This window comes from Leifsonia sp. Y878 (assembly GCF_057669685.1).
On sequence record NZ_JBYHFS010000001.1, the window covers coordinates 585,057 to 609,372 of the forward strand.

Consider the following 24,316-nt stretch of genomic DNA (forward strand, 5'->3'; position numbering starts at 1 on the left):
ATCACGAAAACTGACCCATCGAACAATGGAGAACGCAATGAAACGGCACACAGCACACCGCACGTCATCTGCACTCATGAGCGGCCTTGCACTGGCGTCCGTCGCAGCGCTTCTCACCGCCTGCGGTACGTCAGGCGGAACATCGAGCGAAACTGCGGCGATGACGGAGCTCGGCGAGAACGAAGAGTCCGTCTCCATCCTCGCCTGGCCCGGCTACGTCGAAGACGGCAGCAACGATCCCAGCGTCGACTGGGTGAGCGCGTTCGAGGAAGACACGGGATGCGCGGTCACCACCAAGACGTACGGTACCTCCGACGAGGCGTTCAACCTGATGAAGACCGGCGAGTACGACGTTGTCGCCGCATCGGGCGACGCGTCGCTCCGGCTGGTGGCCGCTGGCGACGTCGCACCCGTCAACACCGACCTCATCCCGAACTACGAGGGCATCTACGACTTCCTGAAGATGCAGTCGTGGAACAGTGTTGACGGCGTCTCATACGGCATCCCGCATGGCTACGGAGCCAACCTCCTCATGTACAACACGGAAGTGGTGAGCCCGGCCCCCACCTCGTGGGACGTCGTCTTCGACAAGTCGTCCGACTATGCAGGCAAAGTCACCGCCTATGACTCACCTATCTACATAGCGGATGCCGCCGTCTACCTCATGGCTCACCAGCCAGACCTCGGCATCGAGAACCCGTATGCCCTTGACGAGACGCAGCTCGCCGCAGCAGTTGACCTGCTCAAGCAGCAGCGCCCGAATGTCAGCGAGTACTGGTCTGACTACCTCAAGGCGATCCAGGCATTCGAGACCGGCGATTCCGTCGTCGGCACCACCTGGCAGGTCATCAAGAACTCACTCGCCGAGGGAACGCCGGCTGACGTCGTCCTCCCAGACGAGGGAGTGACGGGGTGGTCTGACACCTGGATGATCGCATCGAAGGCGAAGAGTCCCAACTGCGCCTACGCGTGGCTGAACTACATGGCTAGCCCGGAGGCGAACGCGCAGGCGACGGAGTACTTCGGTGAGGCACCGTCGAACCAGGCGGCCTGCGACTTCACGACGAACCCAGACCAGTGCGAGCTCTTCCACGCCGGCGATGAAGAGTACGCCTCGAAGATCTGGTACTGGTCAACACCCATCGCGGAGTGCCTGGATGGACGAACGGATGTCACGTGCACCGACTACTCCGCATGGACGACGGCCTGGCAGGAGATCAAGGGCTAGCGGGCCAGGCGAGCACAGGCTCATGAGTGCCGATCGGTCCTCCGCCCTGGTCGCGGTTCCTGTGCCACGGGATTCGCTGGCCAGACGGGGATCGATTTTCCTGAGCAAACACCCGCGGGTGCGGTTGACGCTGCTGATCACCGCGCCGCTGTTCTGGCTCGGCCTGGTCTACGTCGTCGCTCTGGCAGCGTTGCTCATCACAGCGCTCTGGACGGTCGACAGTTTCACCGGGCAGATCTCACAGACCTGGACACTCGACAACATCATCACCGTGCTGACCGGGCAGCTGTACCAGGTGGTGACAGTTCGCACGGTGGGTGTCGCGCTCCTCGTGACGCTCATCGACGTGGCGATCGCCCTGCCCATCGCGTTCTTCATGGCGAAGGTGGCCAGTTCGCGCATGCAGCGCATCCTGGTGGTCGCGGTGCTGATGCCGCTCTGGGCCAGCTATCTCGTCAAGGCCTACGCGTGGCGCTCCGTGCTCTCCCAGGACGGCATCTTCGAATGGCTGGTCGCGCCGTTTGGCGGAGAGACCCCTGGCTACGGCCTGACCGCCACCATCATCACGCTGTCGTACCTGTGGCTGCCGTACGTCATTCTGCCGATCTATGCCGGACTGGAACGCGTGCCTGACTCACTGCTTGAGGCGTCGGGCGACCTGGGCGGCAAGACGTGGTCGACGCTCAGGCTGATCGTGCTGCCGATGATCTGGCCGGCCATCATTGCTGGCTCGATCTTCAGTTTCTCGCTGTCGCTCGGCGACTACATCACCGTTAATATCGTCGGCGGCGCCAACCAGATGCTGGGCAATCTCGTCTACTCGAATGTCGGTGCGGCCAACAACCTGCCCCTCGCTGCAGCAATCGCCCTCATCCCGATCGTGATCATCTTCGGGTACCTGGCCCTGGTTCGCCGCACCGGTGCCCTCAACAACCTCTAGGAGACTCTCGTGCGACTCAGCCGTCCGTCCAGGGTCATCCTGGGCGCTGTCACCGTGGTGATCCTCTTAGTCATCTACCTGCCGCTGGCCGTGGTCCTGATCAACTCGTTCAGCACCAGCCAGAACCTCACCTGGCCGCCCCCAGGCCTGACCCTTGAATGGTGGGGCAAGGCGTTCCAGAGCCAGGGTGCACTGGATGCCGTGGTGACGAGCCTGCAGGTCGCGGTGTTGGCGACGGCAGTGTCGCTGGTGCTTGGCACCCTCATCTCCCTCGGCCTGCAACGATTCGAGTTCTTCGGTCGTGATGCCATCAGCCTGCTGGTCATCCTGCCGATCGCGTTGCCGGGAATCATCACTGGTCTCGCGCTCAACAACGGATTTCGTACGATCCTCGGGATTCAGCTGTCGGTCGTCACGGTCGTCATCGCTCACGCCACCTTCTGCATCGTGACGGTGTTCAACAATGTGATCGCGCGCCTTCGCCGGCTGGGTACCAATTTCGAAGACGCCAGCGCCGATTTGGGCGCTGGCCTGTGGACCACGTTCAGGCTGGTGACGTTCCCGCAGCTACGGTCGGCGCTTTTAGCCGGGGGACTGTTGGCGTTCGCCCTCAGCTTCGACGAGATCATCGTGACGACGTTCACCGCCGGTTCAGGGGTCACCACATTGCCAATCTGGATCCTGAACAACCTGTTCAGGCCCAACCAGGCGCCGATCGTGAACGTCATAGCCGTCGTGATGGTCCTGGTCTCCATCATTCCGATCTATGTCGCCCAGCGCCTGGCCGGTGCTGAACGGATGACGCGCTAGCGCTGGCGGTCGTCTAACGCTGGCGGTCGTCTAACTCCGGCGGTCGTCGCGCCCCGTCAGGGCGAGCAGGCGTGACTGGAGCGGGGCATCGTCTGGCAGTGGAATCGGAGAATCGAACAGGCCACTGGCCTCCAGGGTGTCCTTCTGTGGCACGAACACCGACCACACGGCCTCGACGAGCGCGTGGTCGAGCTGTTCATCCGCCCCGCTGGCGCGCGCCAGGTCCCAGCTGTGGATGGTGACATCCGACACCTGTTCGCTCAGGTAGTCCGCAACGCTCACGGTCCCGTATGAGAGCTGAACGTCCGCTTTTAATGGCGTTGACTGCCAGGCCTCCGTGGCCAGCGCAGAGTAGGTGTGCCATTCGGCGCTGAGGTCCGGGCCGAGCGGGCGCAGCTGACGGCGGGCCTCGATGATCGAGGCTCCCGCCAGGAGCGGCGGAATCCACTGTTGCTCCTGCACGACGTGCCGCACCAGGTCGCGCACGGTCCACAGGGTGTCGGGAGTGGGAGCATCCCAGTCGGTTATTGCCGCTACCCGTTTGCTGAACTCTGCGTGGGCCTTCTTCTGCAGTTCGAGCCAGTTGAAATCGGTGATGACGGTCATGTGCTGCTCCTCGTACTCATTCACTGCTGGTGATCCAAAGCTGGTGATGAAGAATGCAAGCGACCGGGCACCCGCACTATTCCGTCAGCATTGCCCATTAAGGTCGGAATGTGAGCAAACAAGACGGCAGAGGCAGACAGGTCTCAGATTCAGCCGTCGACGACAGCACGGCGACGGTTCTCCACATCGATATGGATGCCTTTTTCGCCTCAGTCGAGTTGCTCGCGTACCCAGAGCTTCGAGATAAGCCGGTCATCGTCGGCCACCGTGGCGGTCGTTCCGTTGTCACTGCCGCGAACTACGTGGCCAGGCGATATGGCGTGAACTCCGCCATGCCGATGTCGATGGCGCTCCGTCGCTGCCCGGCCGCTGTCGTGCTCGAACCGCACATGGAGCGGTACAAGGATTACTCCAACCGCGTCATGAAGATCTTCGGCGACATCACCCCGCTCGTCGAACCGCTCAGCATCGACGAGGCATTTCTCAGCGTTGCCGGCTCCCGGCTGGTGCACGGGTCTCCGGCTGAGATCGGTGCGCTCATCCGTCGTCGAGTCGAAGCTGAGACGGGACTGACCTGTTCGGTTGGCGCGGCATCCACTAAATTCGTCGCGAAGCTGGCCTCGAGTATGGCCAAACCCAACGGCTTGCTCGTCGTTCCTCACGACGACACCGTCGCCTTCCTGCATCCGTTGCCTGTTTCAGCGCTGTGGGGAGTCGGGGCTGCAACGGAGCAGTCGCTGACGCGCCTCGGACTCCGCACCGTCGGGGACCTCGCCCAGACGCCGTTGTCAGTGTTGACGTCTGCGGTGGGTGAGGCCTCCGGCAGGAAGCTTCACGACCTGGCGTGGGGGAGGGACCCCCGGTCTGTGACGGTGGAACGCGAAGAGAAGAGCATCGGGCACGAGATCACCTTCGAACACGACGTGACCGACACGGCACGGCTGCGCAGCGAGATTCTGCGCCAGTCCGATGAGGTTGCCGCTCGGCTGCGGCGAGGTGGACTTGTGGCAAGGACGGTCGTGCTCAAACTGCGCTACGCCGATTTCAGTACCGTCACGCGGTCGCGCACGTTGGCGGAGTCGACGAATGTTGGGCGCCGCATCTCTGAGGAAGCGCAGGCCAGCTTCGAGACGCTCGCCGCTCGCGGAATTCGGGTTCGATTGATTGGCGTGCGCGTCGAGCAGCTGTCCGAAGAGGGCAGCCAGGGGTTCAGCCTGTGGGACCCTGATGATGATTGGCGTGAAGCAGAGCTGGCCGTCGATTCGGTCACCGAACGGTTCGGCCGCGGCATGATTCGCCCAGCGTCACAGCTCGGCGGCGGCAACCCCAGAAAAACACCCCCTTCACCGGGGCCTTAGTCGGGGTACCCTTGCCTCATGACGAATCTCGCCTTGAAGCTAGCTGAAAACGCACGCTCGATCGGTGTCTCATCCGCGTATGGAGAGGCCGTGCAGATTGAGGGCGTCACCGTGGTCCCTGTTGCTCTTGTCCAGTACGGATTTGGTGCTGGCGGCCAGGACGCTGGGGACCAGAACTCCGAGAAGGCTGACGGTTTCGGGGGCGGCGGCGGTGGCGGAGTGTCGATCCCGCTCGGTGTCTACATCAAGCACGGTACGTCGGTACGATTCGACCCGAACATCATCGCGTTGCTGGCCGTCGGTATTCCCTTTGTCTGGGTCGCCGGCCGCGGGCTCGCTCGCGTGATCCGCGCTATCAAGCGCTAGCCAGGCGCGTCAGGTCTCCCTGGGCTTGAACATCCGCTGCCGGCGCTGACGGAGCTGTCTTTCGACGAGAACGACCAGAAAACTGGTCGCACCGTCAGAAGGGAAAGCGTCGTGTCCTTCGACTCAACCCGGTCGTCACAGGGCGCGCCAGAGCCTGAGGTTCGCACGACGGCTGGGGTGCTGCGCGGAAGGCGCGAGGCTGGACTGGCTGTCTTCCGCGGCGTCGCGTATGCACAGCCGCCGGTTGGTGCACTTCGATTTGCCGCCCCGCAGCCGGTACGAGGCTGGGCGGGGGTGCGGGCGGCTGTCGAGTACGGTCCACCGCCGCCGCAGCCCGGCGGCCTGTTCGGGACGGACGGGCTCGCGCAATCGGCTGCGGGCGATGACTGGCTTTCGGTCAACGTCTGGTCGCCAGATCCTGGCCGCAATGCTGCCCTGCCCGTGATGGTGTGGATCCCCGGCGGCGGCTACGTGATCGGAGCGTCCAGGTTGCCGGAGTTCGATGGCGCACGGCTGGCCGCTGCCGGCGTCGTCGTGGTGACGCTCAACTATCGCTTGGGTATGGAGGGCTTCGCGCAGATTGACGGTGCGCCGGCCAATCGCGGCCTGCTCGACCAGGTCGCCGCGTTGCAGTGGGTGCACGACAACATCTTCGCCTTCGGCGGGGACCCGGATCGGATAACCATCTTCGGCCAGTCGGCAGGCGGCGGATCGGTCGCCGCCCTGCTGGCTATGCCGCGAGCGGCAGGGCTCTTTCGCCGCGCAATCGCCCAGAGCGTGCCTGGGACGTTCTTCTCGCCGGAACTCGCCGCCGATATCACTGGCGCCTGCGCAGCTGAGCTTGGAGTGCCTCCCACGGTGGCCGGCCTGTCCGCGGTTGCCCCGTCGCGGCTGCCCGCCGCGGGCGAGGCCGTCGCGGCGAAGATCGGCCGATGGCGGGATCGCTGGGGTCCGATCGCCCTCCGGCCCATCCCGTTCGCACCCGTCGTCGACGGCGACGTGCTGCCGGCTACGCCATGGGAGGCGTTGGTCAGCGGTGCCAGCCGGGATGAAGACCTGCTCGTCGGCCACGTCCGCGACGAGCATCGGCTGTTCAGCCTGATTGACGGCGTGCTCGGCCAGGTGACTGAGGAGCAAGCTGAGACTGCCCTGCGCACGCTGGCCCCCGACCCTGACGGCGCCCGCCGCTACCGTGAGGCTTTCCCAGACGCCGGGCCTGAGGAGCTGTATGAACTGGTCAACGGTGACTGGTTGTTCCGCATGCCGACGCTTCACCTCGCCACTGCTCACGCCGTCGCCGGCGGCCGGACCTATCTCTACGAACTGACGTGGGCTTCCCCGGGGATGGGCGCCCTCGGCGCCTGCCATGGCCTCGACGTTCCGCTGGTCTTCGGCAACCTGAGCAGCGGCCAGCCGGCCATGCTGATTGGGGATGCCCCCTCAGTGCAGGTGGAGGCGGAGGCGCTGTCTGCTCGAATCCGCGCCGCCTGGACGGCGTTCGCCACCAATGGCGACTCAGGCTGGCCCACGTACGACACTGAGCATCGGCTCGTTCAACTCCTCGATACCAGCCCGGCCGTCACCGCCTACCCTGAGGAGGCCTCCCGGCTGCTGTGGGAGCATCACAGCTTCCCGGCGCTACCGCTAATCGATCGGTAGCACGTCACAGCGGATGTCTGCTGCTCTCTCGTCACGCGGCACGCCATAACCCCGCGCGGTTACCGGTTTCGGGTTCGTGGGCCGAAGCGTGCCCAGAGGCGACCACGCCATCCGGGTCGTGGCGTCAGGAAGCGTGGCCAGCGCCATGGTCCGCGTACCGGCAGTCCCTTGAGGATTCGACGTCGCCTCAAGGTGAACGCGCGCAGCAGCAGCACCATGAGTCCGGCAAGAACCAGCAGGATCACGGTCACTCGGCAGGCCTCGATCGACGGGCACACTGCTCCACTGCCCGGATTTGTCCCATAGCTCGATTCTAGGCGGGGCTATAATCGAGGTGAACACGGGAGTCCGGTGAGCCGGGCTGAGAGGAAGCTTCTCAAGCTTCGACCGTCGAACCTGATCTGGATCATGCCAGCGCAGGAAGGCTTCTCTAACCCGTGCCCTGTATTAATCTACGGAAAGGGCACGATCAGTGCATTCATCACCCACCCTCCCGGCTGTCCCCGGCGCTAACAAGCCGACGAGAAGCTATCGATGGCGCGTCGTCGACATCGTCGTAGCCAGTGTGATCGGCGTCGCCAGTGGTCTCATCTTCGTGATCTGGAACCAGGCATCCAACCCACTCAGCGGACTCTTGCAACCGGTGCTTCCCGGCCTCCAGGCACTCCTCGGTGGCGGCTGGCTCTTCGCCGGCGTGCTCGGCGGCCTCGTGATTCGCAAACCGGGCGCGGCCATCTACACCGAGCTGCTCGCTGCAGTGGTGTCGACACTCGTCGGCAACCAATGGGCGGCTCTCACGCTCGTCTCCGGCGTCGTGCAGGGACTGGGTGCGGAGCTCGTCTTCGCCCTGTTCCTGTATGCCAACTACCGGGTCTATGTCGCCGTTCTCGCGGGAGCAGGCGCAGGGCTCGCACTCGCCATCAATGACCTGGTGCTGTGGTACCCAGGATCTGCGTCTATCTTCGCCACCATCTACACGGTGTCTGCGATCGTGTCCGGCGCGGTGATCGCCGGCTTCCTGTCCTGGCTGGCCGCCAGAGGCCTGGCTCGCACCGGCGCCCTGAGCCGCTTCGCTTCCGGCAGGGAGGCCGGGAAGTTGGTGTGATGACGAGGTTGAATCACCCCACTGTCAGCGGCGCTGGCGTCTCCGTGCAGGCTAGTGGCTGGGGCTGGCGCCATGCCGGTCGTTCGGCCTGGGCGCTGTCAGGGGTCGACTTCCGCATCGAGCCCGGAGAGAAGGTGCTGCTGCTCGGCACATCCGGTGCCGGTAAGTCGACGCTCATGCAGGCCATGGCCGGTGTGCTGGGCGGCGATGAGGAGGGCGAGGAGCGCGGAGAGCTTCGCCTCGACGGCCTCGACCCTCGGGCACGGCGCGGAGTCGCAGGCCTGGTGCTCCAGGATCCTGATTCCCAGGTGATCCTCGCCCGCGTTGGCGACGACGTTGCGTTCGGCTGCGAGAACCTCGGCGTGGAACGCGACGAGATCTGGCGCAGGGTCAACGACGCCGTAGAGCTGGTCGGGCTCGACCTGCCCTTGTCCCATCCGACGTCACGGCTGTCAGGGGGACAGAAGCAGCGCCTGGCCTTGGCCGGGGTACTCGCCATGCAACCGGGACTCGTCCTGCTCGATGAACCAACGGCCAATCTCGATCCGTCTGGCGTACGTGAGGTGCGTGATTCTGTCGCGCGTGTCGTGGAGCGCACGAACGCCACGCTCATCGTGATCGAGCACAGGGTCTCGGTCTGGCAGGACCTCGTCGACCGGGTGATCGTGCTGGATGCCGGGGCCGGCGTCGTGGCTGATGGCACGCCGGGCGACGTGTTGGGCGCAGAGGGCCAACGCCTCGCGGCCAGCGGCGTCTGGGTGCCCGGCATCCCGCATGCGCGTCTCACCCGTAGTCCTCTCGCAGAACGCGCACGCCGCGAGCCGTTGATGACGTGCGAATCCCTGTCGATCGCGCGCACGAAAGACGCGATCGTTCAAGGCGGAATCGACCTGAGCGTCACCGCCGGTGAAGTGCAGCTGATCACCGGGGAGAACGGCGTCGGCAAGTCGACGCTTGCCCTGACCATTGCCGGACTTTTGAAGCCGGCCGCCGGCCGGGTGCGCGCTTCGTCGTCCTTTGCGGACGGGGCGGGCGCCGAACCGATCAGGTGGTCCTCCACGCAACTGCTCCCGCGGATCGGCACGGTGTTTCAGGATCCGGAACACCAGTTCGTGGCCAGCACGGTGCGTGCGGAGCTCGCCGTCGGTCCGCGCCGGCTGAAGCTCAGCCAGGCACTCATCGACTCACGTGCCGGTGAGCTGTTGGAACGGCTCCGGCTGTCGCACCTCGCGGAGGCGAATCCGTTCACGCTCTCCGGAGGAGAGAAGCGACGGCTTTCTGTCGCGACAGTGCTGGCCAGCCAGCCCCAGCTGCTGGTGCTCGATGAGCCGACCTTCGGGCAGGACTTCCGCACCTGGCAGGAAATCGTGGCGCTGTTGGCCGGCCTGGCCGACGAGGGAACCGGGATCATCGCGGTCTCGCACGACGCCGACCTCATCGAGGCGCTGGCCGATCGCGTCTTCACCCTGGAGAGCACCAGCCCTGCGGCGCGGCCGGACACTGGATCGCCGTTCCCCCTGCGCACTGCGAGGTCGGCGACATGACGGACATCCTCACGCCGGAACGAACTGACCTGGCCATCACCCGGATCAACCCTGTCGCCAAGCTCGCCGCGTCACTGCTTTTGGCCGGTGTGCTCGTGCTGACCATTGATTGGGTCTCCGCCGCGGTCGCACTGGCCTGCGAGGCCGTGCTCTTCTTCTTCGCTGGTGTTTCATTCAAGACATTCATGCTGCGCACGCTGCCCATCTGGATCGCAGCTCCGGCCGCAGCGGTGACGACGCTGCTCTACGGGCAGGCATCCGGCACGCTGTATTGGTCATTCGGATTCGTGCAGGTCACCGACGGCTCGATCGACCTGGCCATCGCGACGCTGCTTCGCATCCTGGCCATCGGCTTGCCCGCTGTCGTGCTCTTCATCACGGTCGACCCAACGGACCTGGCCGACGGCCTTGGCCAGGTCGTCAAGCTCCCCGCCCGATTCGTGCTCGGTGGCCTCGCCGGTCTTCGCCTTGTTGGCCTGTTCCTCGAAGACTGGCGTGCGCTTGAACTGGCCAGGCGGGCACGTGGCGTGGCTGACGGGTGGGCGCTTGCCCGCCTCGGCAGCCAGGCATTTGCCCTGCTGGTGCTCTCGATCAGGCGCGGCAGCAAGCTCGCAACGGCGATGGAAGCGCGCGGGTTCGGGGGAGACACCCCCCGCAGCTGGGCACGTGAATCGACGTTCGGGGCCAGGGAATGGGGCCTGGTCGGAATCGGTGGGCTGGTCGCGGCCATCGCCGTGACGGCCGCAGTCGCGAGCGGAAGCTGGAACTTTGTTCTCGGTTAGAAGTGAGGCTGCCCCGCCCCTGTGGCTCACGCCGTCGGCAACTGTCCGTCGGATTCAGCACGACATTTCGGAGGCAGGGGCGAGTGCCGTCGTTCTCATCGACGGACCAAGCGGGGCAGGCAAGAGCACTCTGGCCGACTATCTGGTCGCGACCTGGCGGGGTGCTGCGGTACCCCAGCTGGTGCGGCTCGATGACATCTACCCTGGCTGGAACGGCCTGGATGCAGCCGCCGAACAGGTGACTGCAAGACTCCTGCGCCCGCGGCGTGCGGGCGAGCCTGCGGGCTGGCAGCGCTGGGACTGGACGACGGGAACCGCAGCGGAGTGGCATCCGGTCGATGCTGCACGGCCGCTGATCGTCGAAGGCTGTGGAGCACTGGCCCGCGCGAATGCGCCTGTCAGCGACATCCGAATTTGGCTCGATGCCGATGAACGCTCACGCAAGGAGCGCGCGTTACTGCGCGACGGGGGCGCTTTCGACGCCTACTGGGACCAGTGGCAGGCAGAGTGGGACACGTACTGCCGCCGCGAGAACCCCACTGATGTGGCGACAGCTCGCCTGTACTCAACGGGTGCAGTCGAGGCCGCTCGGGACTAGGTTGGTGCCATGACAAGTCCTGACTCAGAAGCCACTCGCTACATTGCAGAGTTCATCGACGGTCCGCTTGAAGGGCAGGTTGACTCGCGCGTCTTCCTGCACGGGAAGCACCAACCACGCATCAGCATGATCGCTGCCGTTGAAGGCCTGGAATCCGTGTTCTGGTACGACGAAGTCGACAGCAGGGATGTGCAGGGAGAGCTGCACGTGCGTTACTCCTTCGATGCCAGCGACAGTGACCCTGTGGCCGCTGACGAAGACGAAGAGCTCGAATACCCGTAACGGTGTGCGTAGGCCGCTGTGTGGGCTGCTGTGTGGGCTGACCCCGGCCGGCTCGCCCTAGTTCGAGCGCGAGTCGATGAGCGCACCGATCATCGGGATCGGGTTCAGCAGTCGCCAGCCCAGACCCGGATCGGTCAATGACCCGTCGAGAACCAGGGGAGACGAGACAGTCGTCTCGCCAACGGCGACAGCAATGCGCCCGACACGAGCCCCCGACCGTCCCGTCGCAATCGCATCGACGGCGATATCGGGTGCCGGAGTCGCTGCTGCGAGCCACCCCACCTCGGTCTTGGGCGTTGCGACGACGCCAGACGCCGTTTGGCCCCATGGGGTGTCGAAGGTGACGTATGTCTCGCCCTCCGCGAGGATCGGCAGGGCGCCGACCCCGGCGCGGGCACTGGCCATCAGCGCCGTCAGGTCAGCCGTGAGCGTGTCGTAATCCGGTTCGCCGATGATCGCCCCAGCAAAACTGTACATGGCATCTCCAGCGCCATCAGTGCCAGAGCCGGCCGTCGCCGTGAGGTCGACCGTTCCCGTGAGATCCACCGTGCCGGTGAACAGGAAACAGACGCCGGCGGCATCCGTATAACTGCGTGAAATGCCGGTCACCCCTTCGTCTGCGAGGAATGAGGTGGTGTTCTCCACACCACGCACGCCGGCGAGGGTGGATGCCGGGTTCGCGAGGATGTCGTTGATGAGCGGTTGGGAGGCCGCGAGGGCGGCCAGCCGCGCGAGGTCGGTTCCGGTGCCTGCGCTGTCGTCGTGCAGGCCGTTGGTGTCGACGACGGTGATGCCGGTGAGATCGTGCTCAGCGAGCCAGTCAGCGGCGGCGGCGAGGTATGCGTCGACAGAGCCGAACGCCCACCGTGCGAGCGTGTCGGCGTGGTTGTTGCTAGACCCGAGGATCATGGCCTCAAGAACCTCACGCTCGGTCCAGGTCTCGCCGATGAACAGCGAGACGGTTCTGGCGCCGTCCCTGTTGTACGCGACGTAGTCGGCGAAGTCATCTGGGGTGATCGTGACGGCTGGCCCGTCGTCGCCGACGGTGAGCGGATGGGCGTCCAGCACGACGAGTGCCGTGACGATCTTCGTAGCGGATGCCATGGGCAGCGGCTCACTCTGGCCTCCGACAGCGATGGGCGTCGTCGCGCCAGGAGCGATGACGGCGCTGGTTCCGTTGACAGGTAGTACCGGCGGCGATGGATTGGCCGCTGTCGACGCGGGGGAAACCATGGTCGCGGTGGCTGCGGGCAGCGGGCCGATCAGGGTCGCAGGACCGTAGACACCGAGTGCGAGGATCAGGACTGTTCCGCCCAGGATGCCGAAGAATCGGCCAGGACGGAAGTTGCTCATGGCCTCAGGCTAACAAGGTGCAGGTCAGGCCCGGCCGAGCTCGTGCAGCCTGTCGTCAATGACTCCGGAGAAATGTGACGGCTGAGTGACCCGCGAGTGTTGGTCCCCGCAGACTCAGTCCCTGCGCGAGTCGATGAGCGCACCGACAACCGGGAGCGGGTTCGTCACTCTCCAGCCCAGTCCCGGATCGGTGAGCGTGCTGTCGAGGATCAGGGGGGAGGAGATCTCGTCGTCCCCAATGGTGACGGTCACGCTTCCTACCGGGTCCCCCGGACCGCCGGTGGCGATGTCGTCAAGGGTCACCTCCGGCCTCGGTAACCGGCCCGTGAACCATCCCAGCCGACTTTTGGTCGTGGCCACTACGCCAGAGGCGGTGTCGCCCCATGGGGTGTCGAACGTGACGTAACTGTCGCCCTCGGTGAGAATCGGCACTGTGCCGACCCCGGCGCGCGCGCTGGCCATCAGGGCCGTCAGGTCCACGGTGAGCGCGTCGTAATCCGGTTGGCCGATGATCGCTCCAGCGAAGCTGTACACGCCGTCTCCGTCGCCCACGGGGGTGGTGGATACCGTGGCGGTGAACAGGAAACAGACGCCAGCGGCATCCGTTCGACTGAGTGAAATGCCCGTGACGCCTTCGTTCGCGAGGAACGAGGTCGTGTTCGTCACTCCTGGCATATCGGCGAGGGCTGCCGCCGGGTCCGCGAGCATCTCGGTGATGGCTGGTTCGGATGCGGCGAGACTGGCGAGCCGAGCGAGGTTGGGTGCCGTGCCTGCGCTCTGGTCGTGCAAGCCGTTGGTGTCAACAACGGTGATACCCGTGAGGTCGTGCGCGGCGAGCCACGCTGCCGCCGCGGTGAGATAACCGTCTACGGAGCCGAAAGCCCACCGGGCGAGGAGATCGGCGTGGTTGTTGCTTGAGCCGAGGATCATGGCCTGGAGCATGTCACGCTCGCTCCAGGTTTCGCCGACGATCACGGCGACATTTCTGGCTCCGTCAGCTGCGTAGTAGGCGTAGTCGGCGAAATCCTCTTCGGTGATTGTGATGGCAGGGCCGTCTTCGTCTGGCTCCAGTGGGTGTGCGTCAAGCACGACGAGCGCCGTGACGACCTTTGTGGCGGATGCCATCGGCAGCGGCCCAGGCTGGCCAGCGGATGCGATGGGCGCGAAGGCGCCTGGCGCTATGACAGCGCTGGCTCCCGCGGTCGGCAGCGCGGGCGGCGAGGGGTTGGATGCGGCTGGCACGGGGGACTCCATCGTTGCCGTGGCAGCCGGGAGCGGGCCGATCAGGATGGCCGACCCATAGATGCTGACGGCCAGGACGAGGGTCGAGACGCACAGGATTCCCACGACCCGGCCAAGGTGAAAGCTGCTCATGGCGTCAGGGTAACCCTCAGGGCGACCAGGGGGTCAGGCCCAGCCGAGCTCGTGCAATCTATCGTCATTTATTCCGTAGAAATGACCGATTTCGTGCACCAGGGTGATGTGAATCTGATCGCGCAGTTCACCCAGATCGGCGGACACGTCGAGCAGCGGTTCCCGATAGAGGATGATGCGGTCTGGCATCTCGCCGAACCCATACTGGCCGCGCTCCGTGAGCGCGACACCGTCGTACAGTCCGAGCGTGTCGAGTGTGCCGTCTTCTGGCCGATCCTCGACGACGAAGATGAGGTTGTCGAGTCCGTCGACCATCTCGTCTGGAAGAAGATCGAGCTCATCTACGACGAGTCGTTCGAATTCTTCTGAATCGATCTGCAGCATCCGTTGTCGCCTCCTGATTTATTTCTAAACTTTGGAGACGCTGGACTTCATTGGGGTGAGTAACGGGGATTGAACCCGCGACCTCCTGGACCACAACCAGGCGCTCTGCCAACTGAGCTATACCCACCATGTTTGCTTTCTTCCTCTCGGTCGAAGGCAACTCAAGAATACTATTACAGTTTTTGACCGTACGTGGACACAACCTCGGCTGAGATGGCCTTTGCCTGGTCGCTTGTGGGCCCAGGATCCGCGACAAATACGGCTTTTCGGTAGTAAGCGAGCTCGCGAATTGATTCCAAAATATCTGCGAGAGCTCGGTGTCCGCCGTCTTTTGCGGGCGAGTTGAAGTACGCGCGGGGGTACCAGCGACGCGAAAGTTCTTTGATCGACGACACGTCGACGTTGCGGTAGTGCAGGTGCGAATCAAGGCGCGGCATGTACTGCGCGATGAATCCACGGTCGGTGCCGATCGTGTTCCCGGCCAGGGGAGCCTTCTGCTCTGCAGGAACGAACTTGAGGATGTACTCAATCACGCTGTATTCGGCTTCCGCGACGCTGACGCCATTCGGGATCTCCGTGATCAATCCCGACGTGGTGTGCATGTTGCGCACGAAGTCGCCCATGTTCTCCAGTGCCGAGTCATCCGGCTTGATCACGATGTTGATGCCGGGGTCGAGGATGTTGAGGTCGTAGTCGGTGATGACCACCGCAATCTCCACGAGTTCGTCAGATTTCAGGTCAAGCCCGGTCATCTCACAGTCGATCCAAACCAACCGGTCACTGCTATTTGTCATGGTTGGAGTCTACCGGGGGCCCATGACGCGCCAGCTTCCCGAGCGTATCTAGACTGGAAGGGCCGGTTCATCTTGATCGGTGAAAGCGGATGCGTTGAAAGGATTTCCCGTGGAGCTCACCCTATTTTCGTCGTCGTTCTGCGACCCGTGCATCCAAACGAGGACCGTGCTCGCCGAGGTTGAGCGCCTGGTGCCGAGCGCCCGTGTGCGCGTTGTCGATGTGGCCCTGAATAGCGAGGAATCCGAAGCTGCTGCCATCCGCTCGACGCCGACGGTGATCGTCACGAGCGACGACGGCAGCGAGGTTTTCAGGGCGGTTGGCGTACCGACGCTCGCCCAGGTGCTGGTTGCGGCGGCAAAGGCCGTTTGAGGCCTGCTGAAGTCGTTTCAGGCTGCACCCCCGTGCCTGACTGAGCAATCGGCGGCAGAATGCAGCTCATGGGTGACGTACCGCTCAATCCCGCGCTTCAGCTGACCGCTTCCGACTTTGTCGCAGCGCTCTGGCGGGAACAGTCCGACGCGGAGCGCGCGAAGTACGACAGGTACTTCAAGTTCGGAGCCGGAGAGTATGCAGAGGGTGACGTGTTCATCGGCGTGCGGATGGGCACAGTGTTCGCCCTGGCCACCGAGTATGCCGCGCTGCCTCTCGAGCAGATCGAAGCGTTGCTCGATGAGGACATCCATGAGGCGCGGGCAGGGGCACTGCGCATCATGGCGAACAAAGCCAAGGTGAAGAAGGTCGACGAGGAGACGCGCCTGCATCTCTATGAGCTCTATCTGCGCCGACACGATCGCATCAACAATTGGGATCTCGTCGACCTCGGTGCGTGGGACGTCGTCGGCGGCTGGCTGCGCGATCACCCCCGCGACGTGTTGTACCGCCTGGCCGAATCGGAGTCGCTCTGGGAGCGCCGAACCGCGATGCTCGCCACGCTCGCCTTCGTGCGCGGGGGAGACCTCGACGATGCGTACGCGATAGCCGAGCTGCTGCTTGGCGATTCGCAAGACATGGTGCAGAAGCCCATCGGCGCCGTGCTGCGCGCGGCCGGTGACCACGACAGGCCCCGCCTGCTCGCCTTTCTTGACGACCATGCGGCCACCATGCCGCGCGTGTCGCTGCGCTTTGCCATGGAGCACCTTGACGAGCAGACGCGCACGCACTACCTCGCGGCGCGAACCGGCTGAGGCGCTGGCGCGCGCCAACGAGGTGTGGCGGTGGGACATTCACCGGCATCCGTCTGCATGCGGCGGCCGCACGGTGGAACGACGGTGGAACGCTTGATTGGGTGCCCCCGGCAGGATTCGAACCTGCGACCAAGAGATTAGAAGGCTCCTGCTCTATCCCCTGAGCTACGGAGGCGGCAGGCCAATTCTATTACGAGCGGCCAGTGCGTCTCGCGCAGGGTCGTCCTCGACGGCCGGGGGAGTTTCCGGAGACGCCTGTAACCCGGGCGAGGCAACGGATTGATAGATTCGAGACATGCGAGAACTCCAGGCGCGAATCATCGCGGACCTCAACGTTGCCCCGACCATCGACCCAGCCGCGGAAATCCGTCGCCGGATCGATTTCCTGAAGGACTACGTCGTCACGACGGGCGCCAAGGGGCTCGTGCTGGGGATCAGCGGCGGACAGGACTCCTCGCTGGCTGGGCGGCTGTGCCAGCTGGCCACGGAAGAACTCACTCTTGCAGGCACGCCATGCACGTTCATCGCGGTGCGGCTGCCGTACAACACCCAACACGACGAAGACGACGCGCAGTTGGCGCTGTCGTTCATTCGCCCAGAGCGTTCGATCACGTTCAACATCCAACGCGGCGTCGACGGTATCGACGCCGAGTTCGCTGACGCCACCGGTGAGGAGTTGAGCGACTTCAACAAGGGAAACGTCAAGGCGCGCGCCCGGATGGTCGCCCAGTATGCGATCGCCGGCCAGTACGGCCTGCTCGTGGTCGGCACCGATCATGCCGCAGAAGCCGTGACGGGATTCTTCACCAAGTTCGGTGATGGCGGCGCAGACATCTTGCCGCTGTCCGGTCTGACGAAGCGCCAGGGCAAGCAGCTGTTGATGGAATTGGACTCGCCGGAGCGCCTCTACGTGAAGGTGCCGACGGCCGACCTGCTCGACGGCAACCCTGGCCAGACGGATGAGGCGAACCTCGGCATCACGTACAGCAACATCGACGCCTTCCTCGAGGGGCACGAGATCGACGCCGAGGTGGCGAAGGCCATCGAGCAGCGCTACCTCGCGACCGAACACAAACGCCGCACCCCAGCATCCCCAGCAGATTCCTGGTGGCGCTGACGTACGGCGTCTGTCGTTCGGTCGTACCGTTCGGCAGATGCCGACCGGTACGGCCGCTTCGTTAGTTGCTGGTGAGGGGCGTCGGCTGGGCGTCGGTCTCGGGAGCGGCTGTGGCCACCGGACGAACCTCGAGTGCCTGCACGTCGTCGAGGAGGCGCTGGGTCTCCGTCGATGGGTAGGCAGGGTCACGGGTGAATGCCACCGGTGCGGCGCCAGAGGCCAGCGGAGTCGCGAACTGGTCATGGTGCTGCTTGGCAACCCACGCGTCCTGCTCGGCAACGACCTTGGATTCGGGGATGGCGCTCTGCATCTTCCAGCGGTCAAGGTCGGCCTGGAAGATCTTGCGGGCGCGAGAGGGCTTCAGCTGCCAGTCGAGCAGGCGATCGCGGAATTCGAGCACGGCCGGCTCCAGCTGGTAACCGAAGGTGGCCGAGGTGCGCTTGAACTCCGTGAGCTGGTGGGCAGCCCAGTTGGCGGCAATGCTTGAGCCCTTGATCGGGAGCAGTCGCACCTGGATGTCGGCCTGGCCGACAGCGCGATCGGCCATGACCTGTTCCTGCGGGGTCAGCGAGTTCCACACGGATGCCTCGGTTGCGGCATCGACAAGGGCGCCAATGGCCGCTGCCCGCTGCTCGCGATCGCGCTGGTTGATGAGGCGACGGATCGCTCCGCCCGCGATCCACGCAGACAGGACGCTGGCGACCACGATGGCGATCACAACGATGATCGCGCCATAAAAGACCGGAAGTGTGCTGGCTGCTGTGAGCCAGTCAACGAAATTATTCCACCACTGCATGTGCGGAACTTTACCGGCGTCCACCCCCGTTCACGGGGAGTTTGGGCGGCGCGCCTCCAGACACGAAATTGGCGTGTTGATCAGGAGCGGAAACAGTCGGTGGCGTCGTCAATGCGCCAGAAAGCGCCGAGCTCCATCGTGCGTGCCGCGGTGGTGACGCGCCTGGCGAGGAATCGGTCGCCCCTGGCATCCGCTTGCCGTTCGATGTGGCCGAGGATTGCGCCGGTCGCGTCTGCGACTCGCCATAGACCGTCTTTGACGCGAATCAGCTCGGGGGACGCCGGGTAGCCTCGGCGGGCAGGCGTGCGTGCGCGTGTGGGTGAAACTCTCATGTGGAACCTCCCAATGTCAGCCGGCCGAGTGAATGTGAGTTCAGGCTACGGGCAGCCACTGACAGTGAGAGCGGCGTGTTGCACCGGGGGAGATCCGGTTACGGGAGGGGGCTGTCGTGGGCGCGCCTGTCGTGCAGTGCGAGGTGCTGGCTGGCCAGGTCGAGGTCGACCACTTTGTTGGTCCTGGCCGTCTGCGCGACCACGATGCCGATGAGCACGAGGACGGCCCCGATGGCCTGGACGGAGTTGAGAGTTTCGCCGAGCCACAGAAACGCAAAAGCGAACGCGAAGATCACTTCAGACGCAGAGACGATCCCTGCCGCCGTCGCGGTCAGCCTGCCGAGTGCCATGAACGACAGCAGGTATGGCGCGAACGAGCCGAACACTCCGTTCCAGAGCAGCAGCCCCCAGAGCGGCGCCGTCAGCTCATCAAGGGACCCGCCGAGGGCGATGGGGTGGCCGAGAAGCGCGGGGTCAATCTTCCACCACGAGCTGAAGAGCAACCAGAACCCGCTGGCAAACAGCATCGACCAGAACGACACGACGAGGGGTGATGTCGTGGTGACCTGTCGCTCTCCGACCAGGAAATACACCGCGAGGCACAGCGCCGCCAGGATGCCGAACACCACGCCGAGTCCGTTGAGCGTGCTTGCCCAGACCTGGGCGACGACCGCCATGCCAACGAGCACGGCCGCGATCGCCACCCAGATTCGCGGCTTGACCCGCTCCTTGAACAGGAACCGGGCGGCGATAGCAACCAGCAGGATGCCGGAATACTCGAACATCAGGGCGATGCCAACCGGCAAAAGGCTGATAGCGAGCGCGTAGAACCACTGGATGAGCGCGACCCCGGCAATGCCGAGGAAGGCCATCACCAGGAGCTGCCTGCGGCTGATCCGAAACGCCTGTCGGTTGGTGAACAGCAGGATCGCACCAGACAGGATGGCAATCGTCGTGACCCGCACAAACGTCAACTGGGCAGGAGAGATCCCGGATTCGACAATGAGTTTGGTGGTACTGCCGTTCAGCCCGAACAGGAGAGACGCGAGCAGCGCGTAGAGGTAGCCCACTCGTCAGACTCAGGCCGTGCCGTGCACGGCAAAAGGCTCGATGGCTGTGATCTCATCCACGCTCAGGGCTGGCGAGTTCAGGGCGGCGACGTTCTGCTCGAGCTGGGAGACGCTGCTGGCGCCGATGAGCACAGAGGTGACGGCGCTCTGGCGCAGAATCCAGGTGAGGGCGAGCTGCGCGAGGGACTGGCCGCGCCCTGCCGCGATCTCATTCAGCGCGTTCGCACGCTCCATGTACTCGTCGGTGAGTGCGTTCTCCGACAGGAAGCGGCTGGTCGCGGCACGCGAGTCCGTCGGCACAGAACCGCCGAGGTACCGGTCGGTGAGCAGGCCCTGGGCAAGCGGGGAAAAGACGATGCTGCCGATGCCCAGCTCTTCGAGAACAGCGAAGAGCCCGTCCTCTGGCTGACGCTGGAACATCGAGTAACGCGGCTGGTGAATGAGCAGCGGAATCTTGTGCTCGGCGAGTGCGGCTGCCGCGGCACGTGTCTGCTCAGGGCTGTAGTTCGAGACACCGACATAGAGCGCCTTGCCCTGCTTGACGGCGGTCGCCAGGGCGCCCATGGTCTCTTCGATGGGCGTTTCAGGGTCTGGCCGGTGAGAGTAGAAGATGTCAACGTAGTCAAGGCCGAGGCGGTTCAGACTGGCATCGAGGGACGACAGCACGTGCTTGCGCGAACCCCACTCGCCGTAGGGGCCAGACCACATGTCGTAGCCGGCTTTGCTCGACACGATGATCTCGTCACGGTACGGACGGAAATCTTCGGCGAAGATGCGACCGAAGTTGGTCTCAGCCGATCCGGGAGGGGGACCGTAGTTGTTGGCCAGGTCGAAGTGGGTGACGCCAAGGTCGAAGGCCCTGCGCAGGATGGCGCGCTGGGTTTCGCTGGGTCGTTCGTGGCCGAAGTTGTGCCACAGCCCCAGTGAGAGGGCTGGCAATTTCAGTCCACTACGACCAGTGCGGCGGTACGTCATTGAGTCATAGCGATCTGATGCAGCTTCAAATGTCATGGGGTTACTCTATGACGGTGGAAACTTTTGTCGTTGCAGGCGGGTGCTTCTGGTGTCTCGACGCGGTCTACCGCGTTCTTCGCGGGGTCAGCGATGTCGTCTCCGGGTATACGGGCGGCACCGATCCGAATCCCAGCTACGAGGCGGTGTGCACGGGCCACACCGGCCATGCAGAAGCGGTTGCCGTGACGTTTGATCCGACTGTGATCCCGCCGCGCGTCATCCTCGATGTCTTCTTCACGCTGCACGATCCCACCCAGTTGAATCGACAGGGAGCGGATGTCGGCACGCAGTACCGCTCAGCGATGTTCTACGCCACCGACGAGCAGAGAGAACTCTTCGAGGCTGCGAAGGAACGTGCCGCATCGTGGTGGGACAAGCCCATCGTGACGACCATTGAACCGCTCGGCGAGTTCTATGTTGCCGAGGACTATCACCAGGACTTCTTCGCGAAGAACCCTGGTCAGGGCTACTGCATGGCCGTCGCTGTTCCCAAGGTGAACAAGATCCGTAAGTCGTACTCCGACTACATCGTCGCCTGACGCCGAAACGCTGACCGGCTCCTCAACAGGTGCTCTAATGCGGTCAATTCCACGGATCACCGAGCCGCGAGATTGCGTGCCAACGCGTTGATCGAGACTGCTTGCACGCAGCCCGGGACGACGAAACTGGCACGAGTGGTCGATCCCGGGCTGTGCGCGTGGACATCCGTTTTGCGCGAGGGCGCCGGGTCGAACGATCCGGCAGACACCAGTGCCGGGAGACGCAATGAACGACATGATCACCCTCCGGGGAATAGTGGGTACGCAGCCGGATCACCGGGTGACCGGTGCGGGATTGGCGGTCACCGATTTCAGGCTGGCCTCTGGGCAACGCAGGTTTGATCGCACGACAGGCACCTGGGAGTCGACCGACACGAACTGGTACACCGTCTCGGCATACCGAGACCTGGCGCTCAACATCGTCAATTCCCTCAACAGGGGCGAGCACGTCGTTGTGACCGGCAGAATTCGAATCAAGACCTGGGAGAAAGACGGCCGCAAAGGCACAACTGTCGAAGTGGATGCCGACGCCGTCGGTCACGACCTTCGCTGGTGCACCACGGCCGCGGTGCCCTCCGTGCGGAGCGAACTCGGCTTTGGGAACGGGGCCTCCTCCAATCGCGATGCCGCGGACGCCGCACGGGGAGATTTCGCCGAGTCCCGCGGGTTCGCCGAGTCGCACGAGGTCGGCGGACCACCTGAGTTCGGTGTCGCCGGGGATCCTGATGAGGCGGCCGAGTTCGATGAGACCGCCGCGTTCGATGAGGCTGACGAGGAGACCGATTCAGGCACGCGAGTGGATGGCTTCCTGCCGTCAGGAGCCGGAGGGTTTGCCACCCTAGACTCGTAGGCAGGCTGCAGGGTGTGGCCAGGGGAGGACAAGCGTGCGCCTGCTTCGGAGAGAGAGTCGTCGCCCTCGCACTGGCGCGGGCGGTATAGCCGCCATTGCCATCGCAGCGGCGATCATGCTGACCGGATGCTCGGCCTCCCCAGAGCCGCACGTGCCGACATCCGCCTCGCCATCCGCGACGAAGACACCCGCACCGGTGAAGACTCCGCTGGCGTTTGCCCCCGACAAGAGTGCCGCCGACAACCTGGCGTATTTCACCTCACTCGCCGCACAGGTGGCGGCGGATGATTCGAACGCGGGTGGCCGTGCATTCGTCGATGCGTTGGTCGCAGGCGGATTCGACAAGGCCGCTATGCAGGTCACGCCCGATCGGACCTCCATCGACCTGGCCGCGGACTCGGTGCAATTCTCCGTTCAGCTCAACGGCGAATGCCTCATCGGCCAGTTTGGACCGGCCAGCGACGGCCTGCACACCATGGTTGCGCCCCTCCTCGGAACCGGAACGTGTCTCGTAGGGGCGACGCGCCAAATAGACTGGTAGGCACTATGGCCGAATACATTTATCAGATGGTCCGCGCCCGCAAAGCGGTCGGCGACAAACTCATCCTCGACGACGTCACAATGTCGTTCTTCCCCGGTGCCAAGATCGGCATCGTCGGCCCCAACGGCGCCGGAAAGTCGACCATTCTCAAGATCATGGCCGGCCTTGACACTCCGAGCAACGGTGAGGCAAAACTCACGCCGGGGTTCAGCGTCGGCATCCTGATGCAGGAACCGGAACTCGACGAGACCAAGACCGTGCTCGAGAACGTGCAGGAAGGCGTTGGCCCCATCAAGGCCAAGCTTGACCGGTTCAACGAGATCTCCGCCGCGATGGCAGAGCCCGACGCTGATTTCGACACCCTGCTCGCCGAAATGGGCGTGCTGCAGGAAGAGATCGACCACGCAGACGCATGGGACCTCGACTCGCAGCTTGAGCAGGCCATGGACGCACTTCGTACTCCGCCGGGCGACTACCAGGTGGCAAACCTGTCTGGTGGTGAGAAGCGTCGCGTCGCACTGACCAAGCTCCTCCTGCAGAAGCCCGACCTCCTGCTCCTCGATGAGCCCACTAACCACCTCGACGCCGAAAGCGTGCTGTGGCTCGAGCAGCACCTCTCCAAGTACCCGGGCGCTGTGCTCGCCGTTACTCACGACCGGTACTTCCTCGACCACGTCGCCGAATGGATCGCAGAGGTCGACCGCGGCCACCTGTACCCATACGAGGGCAACTACTCGACGTACCTCGAGAAGAAGCAGGAACGTCTGCAGGTCCAGGGCAAGAAGGACGCCAAGCTGTCCAAGCGCCTCGCAGAGGAACTCGACTGGGTGCGTTCAAACACCAAGGGCCGCCAGGCAAAGTCGAAGGCCCGTCTGGCCCGCTACGAAGAGATGGTCACCGAAGCAGAGCGCACCAGGAAGCTCGACTTCGAAGAGATCGTCATTCCCGTCGGCCCGCGCCTCGGTGCGCAGGTCATCGACGCGAAGAAGCTCAAGAAGCAGTTCGATGACCGCGTGCTCATCGACGGACTCAGCTTCACCCTGCCCCGCAACGGCATCGTGGGCGTCATCGGCCCGAACGGTGTGGGTAAGACCACGCTGTTCAAGTCGATCGTCGGACTCGAACCGCTCGACGGCGGTGAGCTCAAGATCGGTGAAACGGTCGAGATCTCCTATGTCGACCAGAGTCGTGGCGGCATCGACCCGAACAAGTCCCTGTGGGAAGTCGTGTCAGACGGCCAGGACTACATCCAGGTCGGCCGCACCGAGATCCCGTCGCGTGCCTACGTCTCGACCTTCGGCTTCAAGGGCCCAGACCAGCAGAAGAAGGCTGGCGTCCTCTCCGGTGGAGAGCGCAACCGACTGAACCTGGCCCTCACCCTGAAGCAGGGCGGCAACCTGTTGCTGCTCGACGAACCGACTAACGACCTCGACGTCGAAACCCTGGGCTCGCTGGAAAACGCGCTTCTTGAGTTCCCCGGTTGTGCCGTGGTCATCACTCACGACCGGTGGTTCCTCGACCGCATCGCGACGCACATCCTCTCGTACGAAGGCACCGAAGAAAACCCGGGCAACTGGTACTGGTTCGAGGGCAACTTCGAGGCGTACGAGGAGAACAAGATCGAACGCCTCGGTCCGGATGCAGCAAAGCCGAGCCGTTCCACGTACCGCAAGCTGACGCGCGACTAAG

Annotated in this window: 27 protein-coding genes, 2 tRNA genes and 1 riboswitch; of the genes, 18 read left to right on the forward strand and 11 right to left on the reverse strand. The window is 64.2% G+C overall.

Features of this window, described 5'->3' with window-relative positions; translation table 11 throughout:
- The first annotated feature begins 37 nt into the window (after positions 1 to 37).
- The 3 genes from AC25Y4_RS02720 to AC25Y4_RS02730 are packed head-to-tail and all read left to right on the forward strand — an operon-like array spanning position 38 to position 2,978.
- Positions 38 to 1,228 (forward strand): ABC transporter substrate-binding protein, encoded by a 1,191-nt coding sequence (locus AC25Y4_RS02720; protein ID WP_488118831.1) that lies wholly within the window; start codon positions 38 to 40, stop codon positions 1,226 to 1,228.
- Between the two features lie 22 nt (positions 1,229 to 1,250).
- Positions 1,251 to 2,168, forward strand: coding sequence for an ABC transporter permease (locus AC25Y4_RS02725; protein WP_488118832.1), 918 nt, complete (start codon positions 1,251 to 1,253; stop codon positions 2,166 to 2,168).
- A 9-nt stretch (positions 2,169 to 2,177) separates the two neighbouring features.
- The gene (locus AC25Y4_RS02730) at positions 2,178 to 2,978 is read left to right on the forward strand and encodes an ABC transporter permease (protein ID WP_488118833.1); all 801 of its coding nucleotides are present in this window, start codon (positions 2,178 to 2,180) and stop codon (positions 2,976 to 2,978) included.
- 30 nt (positions 2,979 to 3,008) lie between these two features.
- Here the strand turns inward: AC25Y4_RS02730 and AC25Y4_RS02735 are convergent, their stop codons facing one another.
- Positions 3,009 to 3,584: a TIGR03086 family metal-binding protein gene (locus AC25Y4_RS02735; protein WP_488118834.1), complete on the reverse strand. Its 576-nt coding sequence runs from the start codon at positions 3,582 to 3,584 to the stop codon at positions 3,009 to 3,011.
- A 110-nt stretch (positions 3,585 to 3,694) separates the two neighbouring features.
- On the opposite strand from AC25Y4_RS02735, the gene AC25Y4_RS02740 reads away from it, so the two are divergent.
- The 8 genes from AC25Y4_RS02740 (at position 3,695) to AC25Y4_RS02775 (ending at position 11,278) form a co-directional block, all read left to right on the forward strand.
- Positions 3,695 to 4,942: a DNA polymerase IV gene (locus tag AC25Y4_RS02740; protein WP_488118835.1), complete on the forward strand. Its 1,248-nt coding sequence runs from the start codon at positions 3,695 to 3,697 to the stop codon at positions 4,940 to 4,942.
- 18 nt (positions 4,943 to 4,960) lie between these two features.
- On the forward strand, positions 4,961 to 5,308 hold the full coding sequence (locus AC25Y4_RS02745; protein WP_488118836.1) for a spore germination protein GerW family protein: 348 nt from the start codon (positions 4,961 to 4,963) through the stop codon (positions 5,306 to 5,308).
- Positions 5,309 to 5,419: 111 nt separating this feature from the next.
- A complete protein-coding gene (locus AC25Y4_RS02750; RefSeq protein ID WP_488118837.1) occupies positions 5,420 to 6,967 on the forward strand; it encodes a carboxylesterase/lipase family protein in 1,548 nt (515 codons plus the stop codon).
- Between the two features lie 339 nt (positions 6,968 to 7,306).
- Positions 7,307 to 7,407: riboswitch (TPP riboswitch) on the forward strand.
- A 32-nt stretch (positions 7,408 to 7,439) separates the two neighbouring features.
- Positions 7,440 to 8,072, forward strand: coding sequence for an ECF transporter S component (locus AC25Y4_RS02755; protein WP_488118838.1), 633 nt, complete (start codon positions 7,440 to 7,442; stop codon positions 8,070 to 8,072).
- Positions 8,072 to 9,616 carry an ABC transporter ATP-binding protein gene (locus AC25Y4_RS02760; RefSeq protein WP_488118839.1) on the forward strand — a complete coding sequence of 515 codons (1,545 nt, stop codon included), beginning with the start codon at positions 8,072 to 8,074 and terminating at the stop codon, positions 9,614 to 9,616. The genes AC25Y4_RS02755 and AC25Y4_RS02760 overlap by 1 nt, the downstream gene beginning before the upstream one ends.
- Entirely contained in the window at positions 9,613 to 10,398 is a 786-nt protein-coding gene (locus AC25Y4_RS02765; protein ID WP_488118840.1) for an energy-coupling factor transporter transmembrane component T family protein, read from the forward strand. Before AC25Y4_RS02760 ends, AC25Y4_RS02765 begins: the two co-directional genes overlap by 4 nt.
- Positions 10,385 to 10,996 carry an AAA family ATPase gene (locus tag AC25Y4_RS02770; protein ID WP_488118841.1) on the forward strand — a complete coding sequence of 204 codons (612 nt, stop codon included), beginning with the start codon at positions 10,385 to 10,387 and terminating at the stop codon, positions 10,994 to 10,996. Before AC25Y4_RS02765 ends, AC25Y4_RS02770 begins: the two co-directional genes overlap by 14 nt.
- Positions 10,997 to 11,005: 9 nt before the next feature.
- A complete protein-coding gene (locus tag AC25Y4_RS02775) occupies positions 11,006 to 11,278 on the forward strand; it encodes a hypothetical protein (protein ID WP_488118842.1) in 273 nt (90 codons plus the stop codon).
- Positions 11,279 to 11,335: 57 nt separating this feature from the next.
- Here the strand turns inward: AC25Y4_RS02775 and AC25Y4_RS02780 are convergent, their stop codons facing one another.
- The 5 genes from AC25Y4_RS02780 to orn form a co-directional block, all read right to left on the reverse strand.
- Complete coding sequence (locus AC25Y4_RS02780; protein WP_488118843.1) at positions 11,336 to 12,631, reverse strand: D-alanyl-D-alanine carboxypeptidase family protein; 1,296 nt, start codon at positions 12,629 to 12,631, stop codon at positions 11,336 to 11,338.
- Positions 12,632 to 12,745: 114 nt separating this feature from the next.
- Positions 12,746 to 14,005 (reverse strand): D-alanyl-D-alanine carboxypeptidase family protein, encoded by a 1,260-nt coding sequence (locus tag AC25Y4_RS02785; RefSeq protein ID WP_488118844.1) that lies wholly within the window; start codon positions 14,003 to 14,005, stop codon positions 12,746 to 12,748.
- A 33-nt stretch (positions 14,006 to 14,038) separates the two neighbouring features.
- On the reverse strand, positions 14,039 to 14,389 hold the full coding sequence (locus AC25Y4_RS02790) for a metallopeptidase family protein (protein ID WP_488118845.1): 351 nt from the start codon (positions 14,387 to 14,389) through the stop codon (positions 14,039 to 14,041).
- 51 nt (positions 14,390 to 14,440) lie between these two features.
- Positions 14,441 to 14,516 (reverse strand) — tRNA-His (locus AC25Y4_RS02795).
- Positions 14,517 to 14,562: 46 nt separating this feature from the next.
- A complete protein-coding gene (gene orn, locus AC25Y4_RS02800) occupies positions 14,563 to 15,183 on the reverse strand; it encodes an oligoribonuclease (protein WP_488118846.1) in 621 nt (206 codons plus the stop codon).
- 109 nt (positions 15,184 to 15,292) lie between these two features.
- Here orn and AC25Y4_RS02805 point away from each other — a divergent pair, with 109 nt between their 5' ends.
- Both AC25Y4_RS02805 and AC25Y4_RS02810 read left to right on the forward strand, forming a co-directional pair.
- Positions 15,293 to 15,553: a thioredoxin fold domain-containing protein gene (locus AC25Y4_RS02805; protein ID WP_488118847.1), complete on the forward strand. Its 261-nt coding sequence runs from the start codon at positions 15,293 to 15,295 to the stop codon at positions 15,551 to 15,553.
- A 68-nt stretch (positions 15,554 to 15,621) separates the two neighbouring features.
- The gene (locus tag AC25Y4_RS02810) at positions 15,622 to 16,368 is read left to right on the forward strand and encodes a DNA alkylation repair protein (RefSeq protein ID WP_488118848.1); all 747 of its coding nucleotides are present in this window, start codon (positions 15,622 to 15,624) and stop codon (positions 16,366 to 16,368) included.
- A gap of 102 nt (positions 16,369 to 16,470) precedes the next feature.
- On the opposite strand, the gene AC25Y4_RS02815 is transcribed toward AC25Y4_RS02810, so the two are convergent.
- Positions 16,471 to 16,543: transfer RNA gene (locus AC25Y4_RS02815), tRNA-Arg, on the reverse strand.
- Positions 16,544 to 16,663: 120 nt separating this feature from the next.
- Between AC25Y4_RS02815 and nadE the strand changes: the two genes are divergently transcribed.
- Complete coding sequence (gene nadE / locus AC25Y4_RS02820; RefSeq protein ID WP_488118849.1) at positions 16,664 to 17,485, forward strand: NAD(+) synthase; 822 nt, start codon at positions 16,664 to 16,666, stop codon at positions 17,483 to 17,485.
- A gap of 61 nt (positions 17,486 to 17,546) precedes the next feature.
- Here nadE and AC25Y4_RS02825 read toward each other — a convergent pair whose 3' ends face one another.
- The 4 genes from AC25Y4_RS02825 to mgrA form a co-directional block, all read right to left on the reverse strand.
- Positions 17,547 to 18,281 (reverse strand): hypothetical protein, encoded by a 735-nt coding sequence (locus tag AC25Y4_RS02825; protein ID WP_488118850.1) that lies wholly within the window; start codon positions 18,279 to 18,281, stop codon positions 17,547 to 17,549.
- A gap of 80 nt (positions 18,282 to 18,361) precedes the next feature.
- On the reverse strand, positions 18,362 to 18,613 hold the full coding sequence (locus tag AC25Y4_RS02830; protein WP_488118851.1) for a hypothetical protein: 252 nt from the start codon (positions 18,611 to 18,613) through the stop codon (positions 18,362 to 18,364).
- 98 nt (positions 18,614 to 18,711) lie between these two features.
- Positions 18,712 to 19,683, reverse strand: coding sequence for a DMT family transporter (locus tag AC25Y4_RS02835; protein WP_488118852.1), 972 nt, complete (start codon positions 19,681 to 19,683; stop codon positions 18,712 to 18,714).
- A 9-nt stretch (positions 19,684 to 19,692) separates the two neighbouring features.
- Positions 19,693 to 20,694: an L-glyceraldehyde 3-phosphate reductase gene (gene mgrA / locus AC25Y4_RS02840; protein WP_488118853.1), complete on the reverse strand. Its 1,002-nt coding sequence runs from the start codon at positions 20,692 to 20,694 to the stop codon at positions 19,693 to 19,695.
- A 17-nt stretch (positions 20,695 to 20,711) separates the two neighbouring features.
- Between mgrA and msrA the strand changes: the two genes are divergently transcribed.
- From msrA to ettA, 4 genes are all read left to right on the forward strand, one after another.
- Positions 20,712 to 21,236, forward strand: coding sequence for a peptide-methionine (S)-S-oxide reductase MsrA (gene msrA, locus AC25Y4_RS02845; protein ID WP_488118854.1), 525 nt, complete (start codon positions 20,712 to 20,714; stop codon positions 21,234 to 21,236).
- A 226-nt stretch (positions 21,237 to 21,462) separates the two neighbouring features.
- Entirely contained in the window at positions 21,463 to 22,086 is a 624-nt protein-coding gene (ssb, locus tag AC25Y4_RS02850) for a single-stranded DNA-binding protein (RefSeq protein WP_488118855.1), read from the forward strand.
- 34 nt (positions 22,087 to 22,120) lie between these two features.
- Positions 22,121 to 22,627 carry a DUF6993 domain-containing protein gene (locus AC25Y4_RS02855; RefSeq protein WP_488118856.1) on the forward strand — a complete coding sequence of 169 codons (507 nt, stop codon included), beginning with the start codon at positions 22,121 to 22,123 and terminating at the stop codon, positions 22,625 to 22,627.
- A 5-nt stretch (positions 22,628 to 22,632) separates the two neighbouring features.
- Positions 22,633 to 24,315 (forward strand): energy-dependent translational throttle protein EttA, encoded by a 1,683-nt coding sequence (gene ettA, locus AC25Y4_RS02860; protein WP_488118857.1) that lies wholly within the window; start codon positions 22,633 to 22,635, stop codon positions 24,313 to 24,315.
- Position 24,316: the final 1 nt, after the last annotated feature.

Coding starts and splice junctions, on each gene's coding strand:
- AC25Y4_RS02745 (WP_488118836.1), top strand. CDS start 4,961: ATGACGAATCTCGCCTTGAAGCTAGCTGAAAACGCACGCTCGATCGGT.
- AC25Y4_RS02785 (WP_488118844.1), bottom strand. CDS start 14,005: ATGAGCAGCTTTCACCTTGGCCGGGTCGTGGGAATCCTGTGCGTCTCG.
- ettA (WP_488118857.1), top strand. CDS start 22,633: ATGGCCGAATACATTTATCAGATGGTCCGCGCCCGCAAAGCGGTCGGC.
- AC25Y4_RS02780 (WP_488118843.1), bottom strand. CDS start 12,631: ATGAGCAACTTCCGTCCTGGCCGATTCTTCGGCATCCTGGGCGGAACA.
- ssb (WP_488118855.1), top strand. CDS start 21,463: ATGAACGACATGATCACCCTCCGGGGAATAGTGGGTACGCAGCCGGAT.
- AC25Y4_RS02765 (WP_488118840.1), top strand. CDS start 9,613: ATGACGGACATCCTCACGCCGGAACGAACTGACCTGGCCATCACCCGG.
- AC25Y4_RS02825 (WP_488118850.1), bottom strand. CDS start 18,281: ATGCAGTGGTGGAATAATTTCGTTGACTGGCTCACAGCAGCCAGCACA.
- AC25Y4_RS02775 (WP_488118842.1), top strand. CDS start 11,006: ATGACAAGTCCTGACTCAGAAGCCACTCGCTACATTGCAGAGTTCATC.
- AC25Y4_RS02725 (WP_488118832.1), top strand. CDS start 1,251: ATGAGTGCCGATCGGTCCTCCGCCCTGGTCGCGGTTCCTGTGCCACGG.
- AC25Y4_RS02720 (WP_488118831.1), top strand. CDS start 38: ATGAAACGGCACACAGCACACCGCACGTCATCTGCACTCATGAGCGGC.
- AC25Y4_RS02810 (WP_488118848.1), top strand. CDS start 15,622: ATGGGTGACGTACCGCTCAATCCCGCGCTTCAGCTGACCGCTTCCGAC.
- nadE (WP_488118849.1), top strand. CDS start 16,664: ATGCGAGAACTCCAGGCGCGAATCATCGCGGACCTCAACGTTGCCCCG.
- AC25Y4_RS02735 (WP_488118834.1), bottom strand. CDS start 3,584: ATGACCGTCATCACCGATTTCAACTGGCTCGAACTGCAGAAGAAGGCC.
- mgrA (WP_488118853.1), bottom strand. CDS start 20,694: ATGACATTTGAAGCTGCATCAGATCGCTATGACTCAATGACGTACCGC.
- AC25Y4_RS02830 (WP_488118851.1), bottom strand. CDS start 18,613: ATGAGAGTTTCACCCACACGCGCACGCACGCCTGCCCGCCGAGGCTAC.
- AC25Y4_RS02790 (WP_488118845.1), bottom strand. CDS start 14,389: ATGCTGCAGATCGATTCAGAAGAATTCGAACGACTCGTCGTAGATGAG.
- orn (WP_488118846.1), bottom strand. CDS start 15,183: ATGACAAATAGCAGTGACCGGTTGGTTTGGATCGACTGTGAGATGACC.
- AC25Y4_RS02760 (WP_488118839.1), top strand. CDS start 8,072: ATGACGAGGTTGAATCACCCCACTGTCAGCGGCGCTGGCGTCTCCGTG.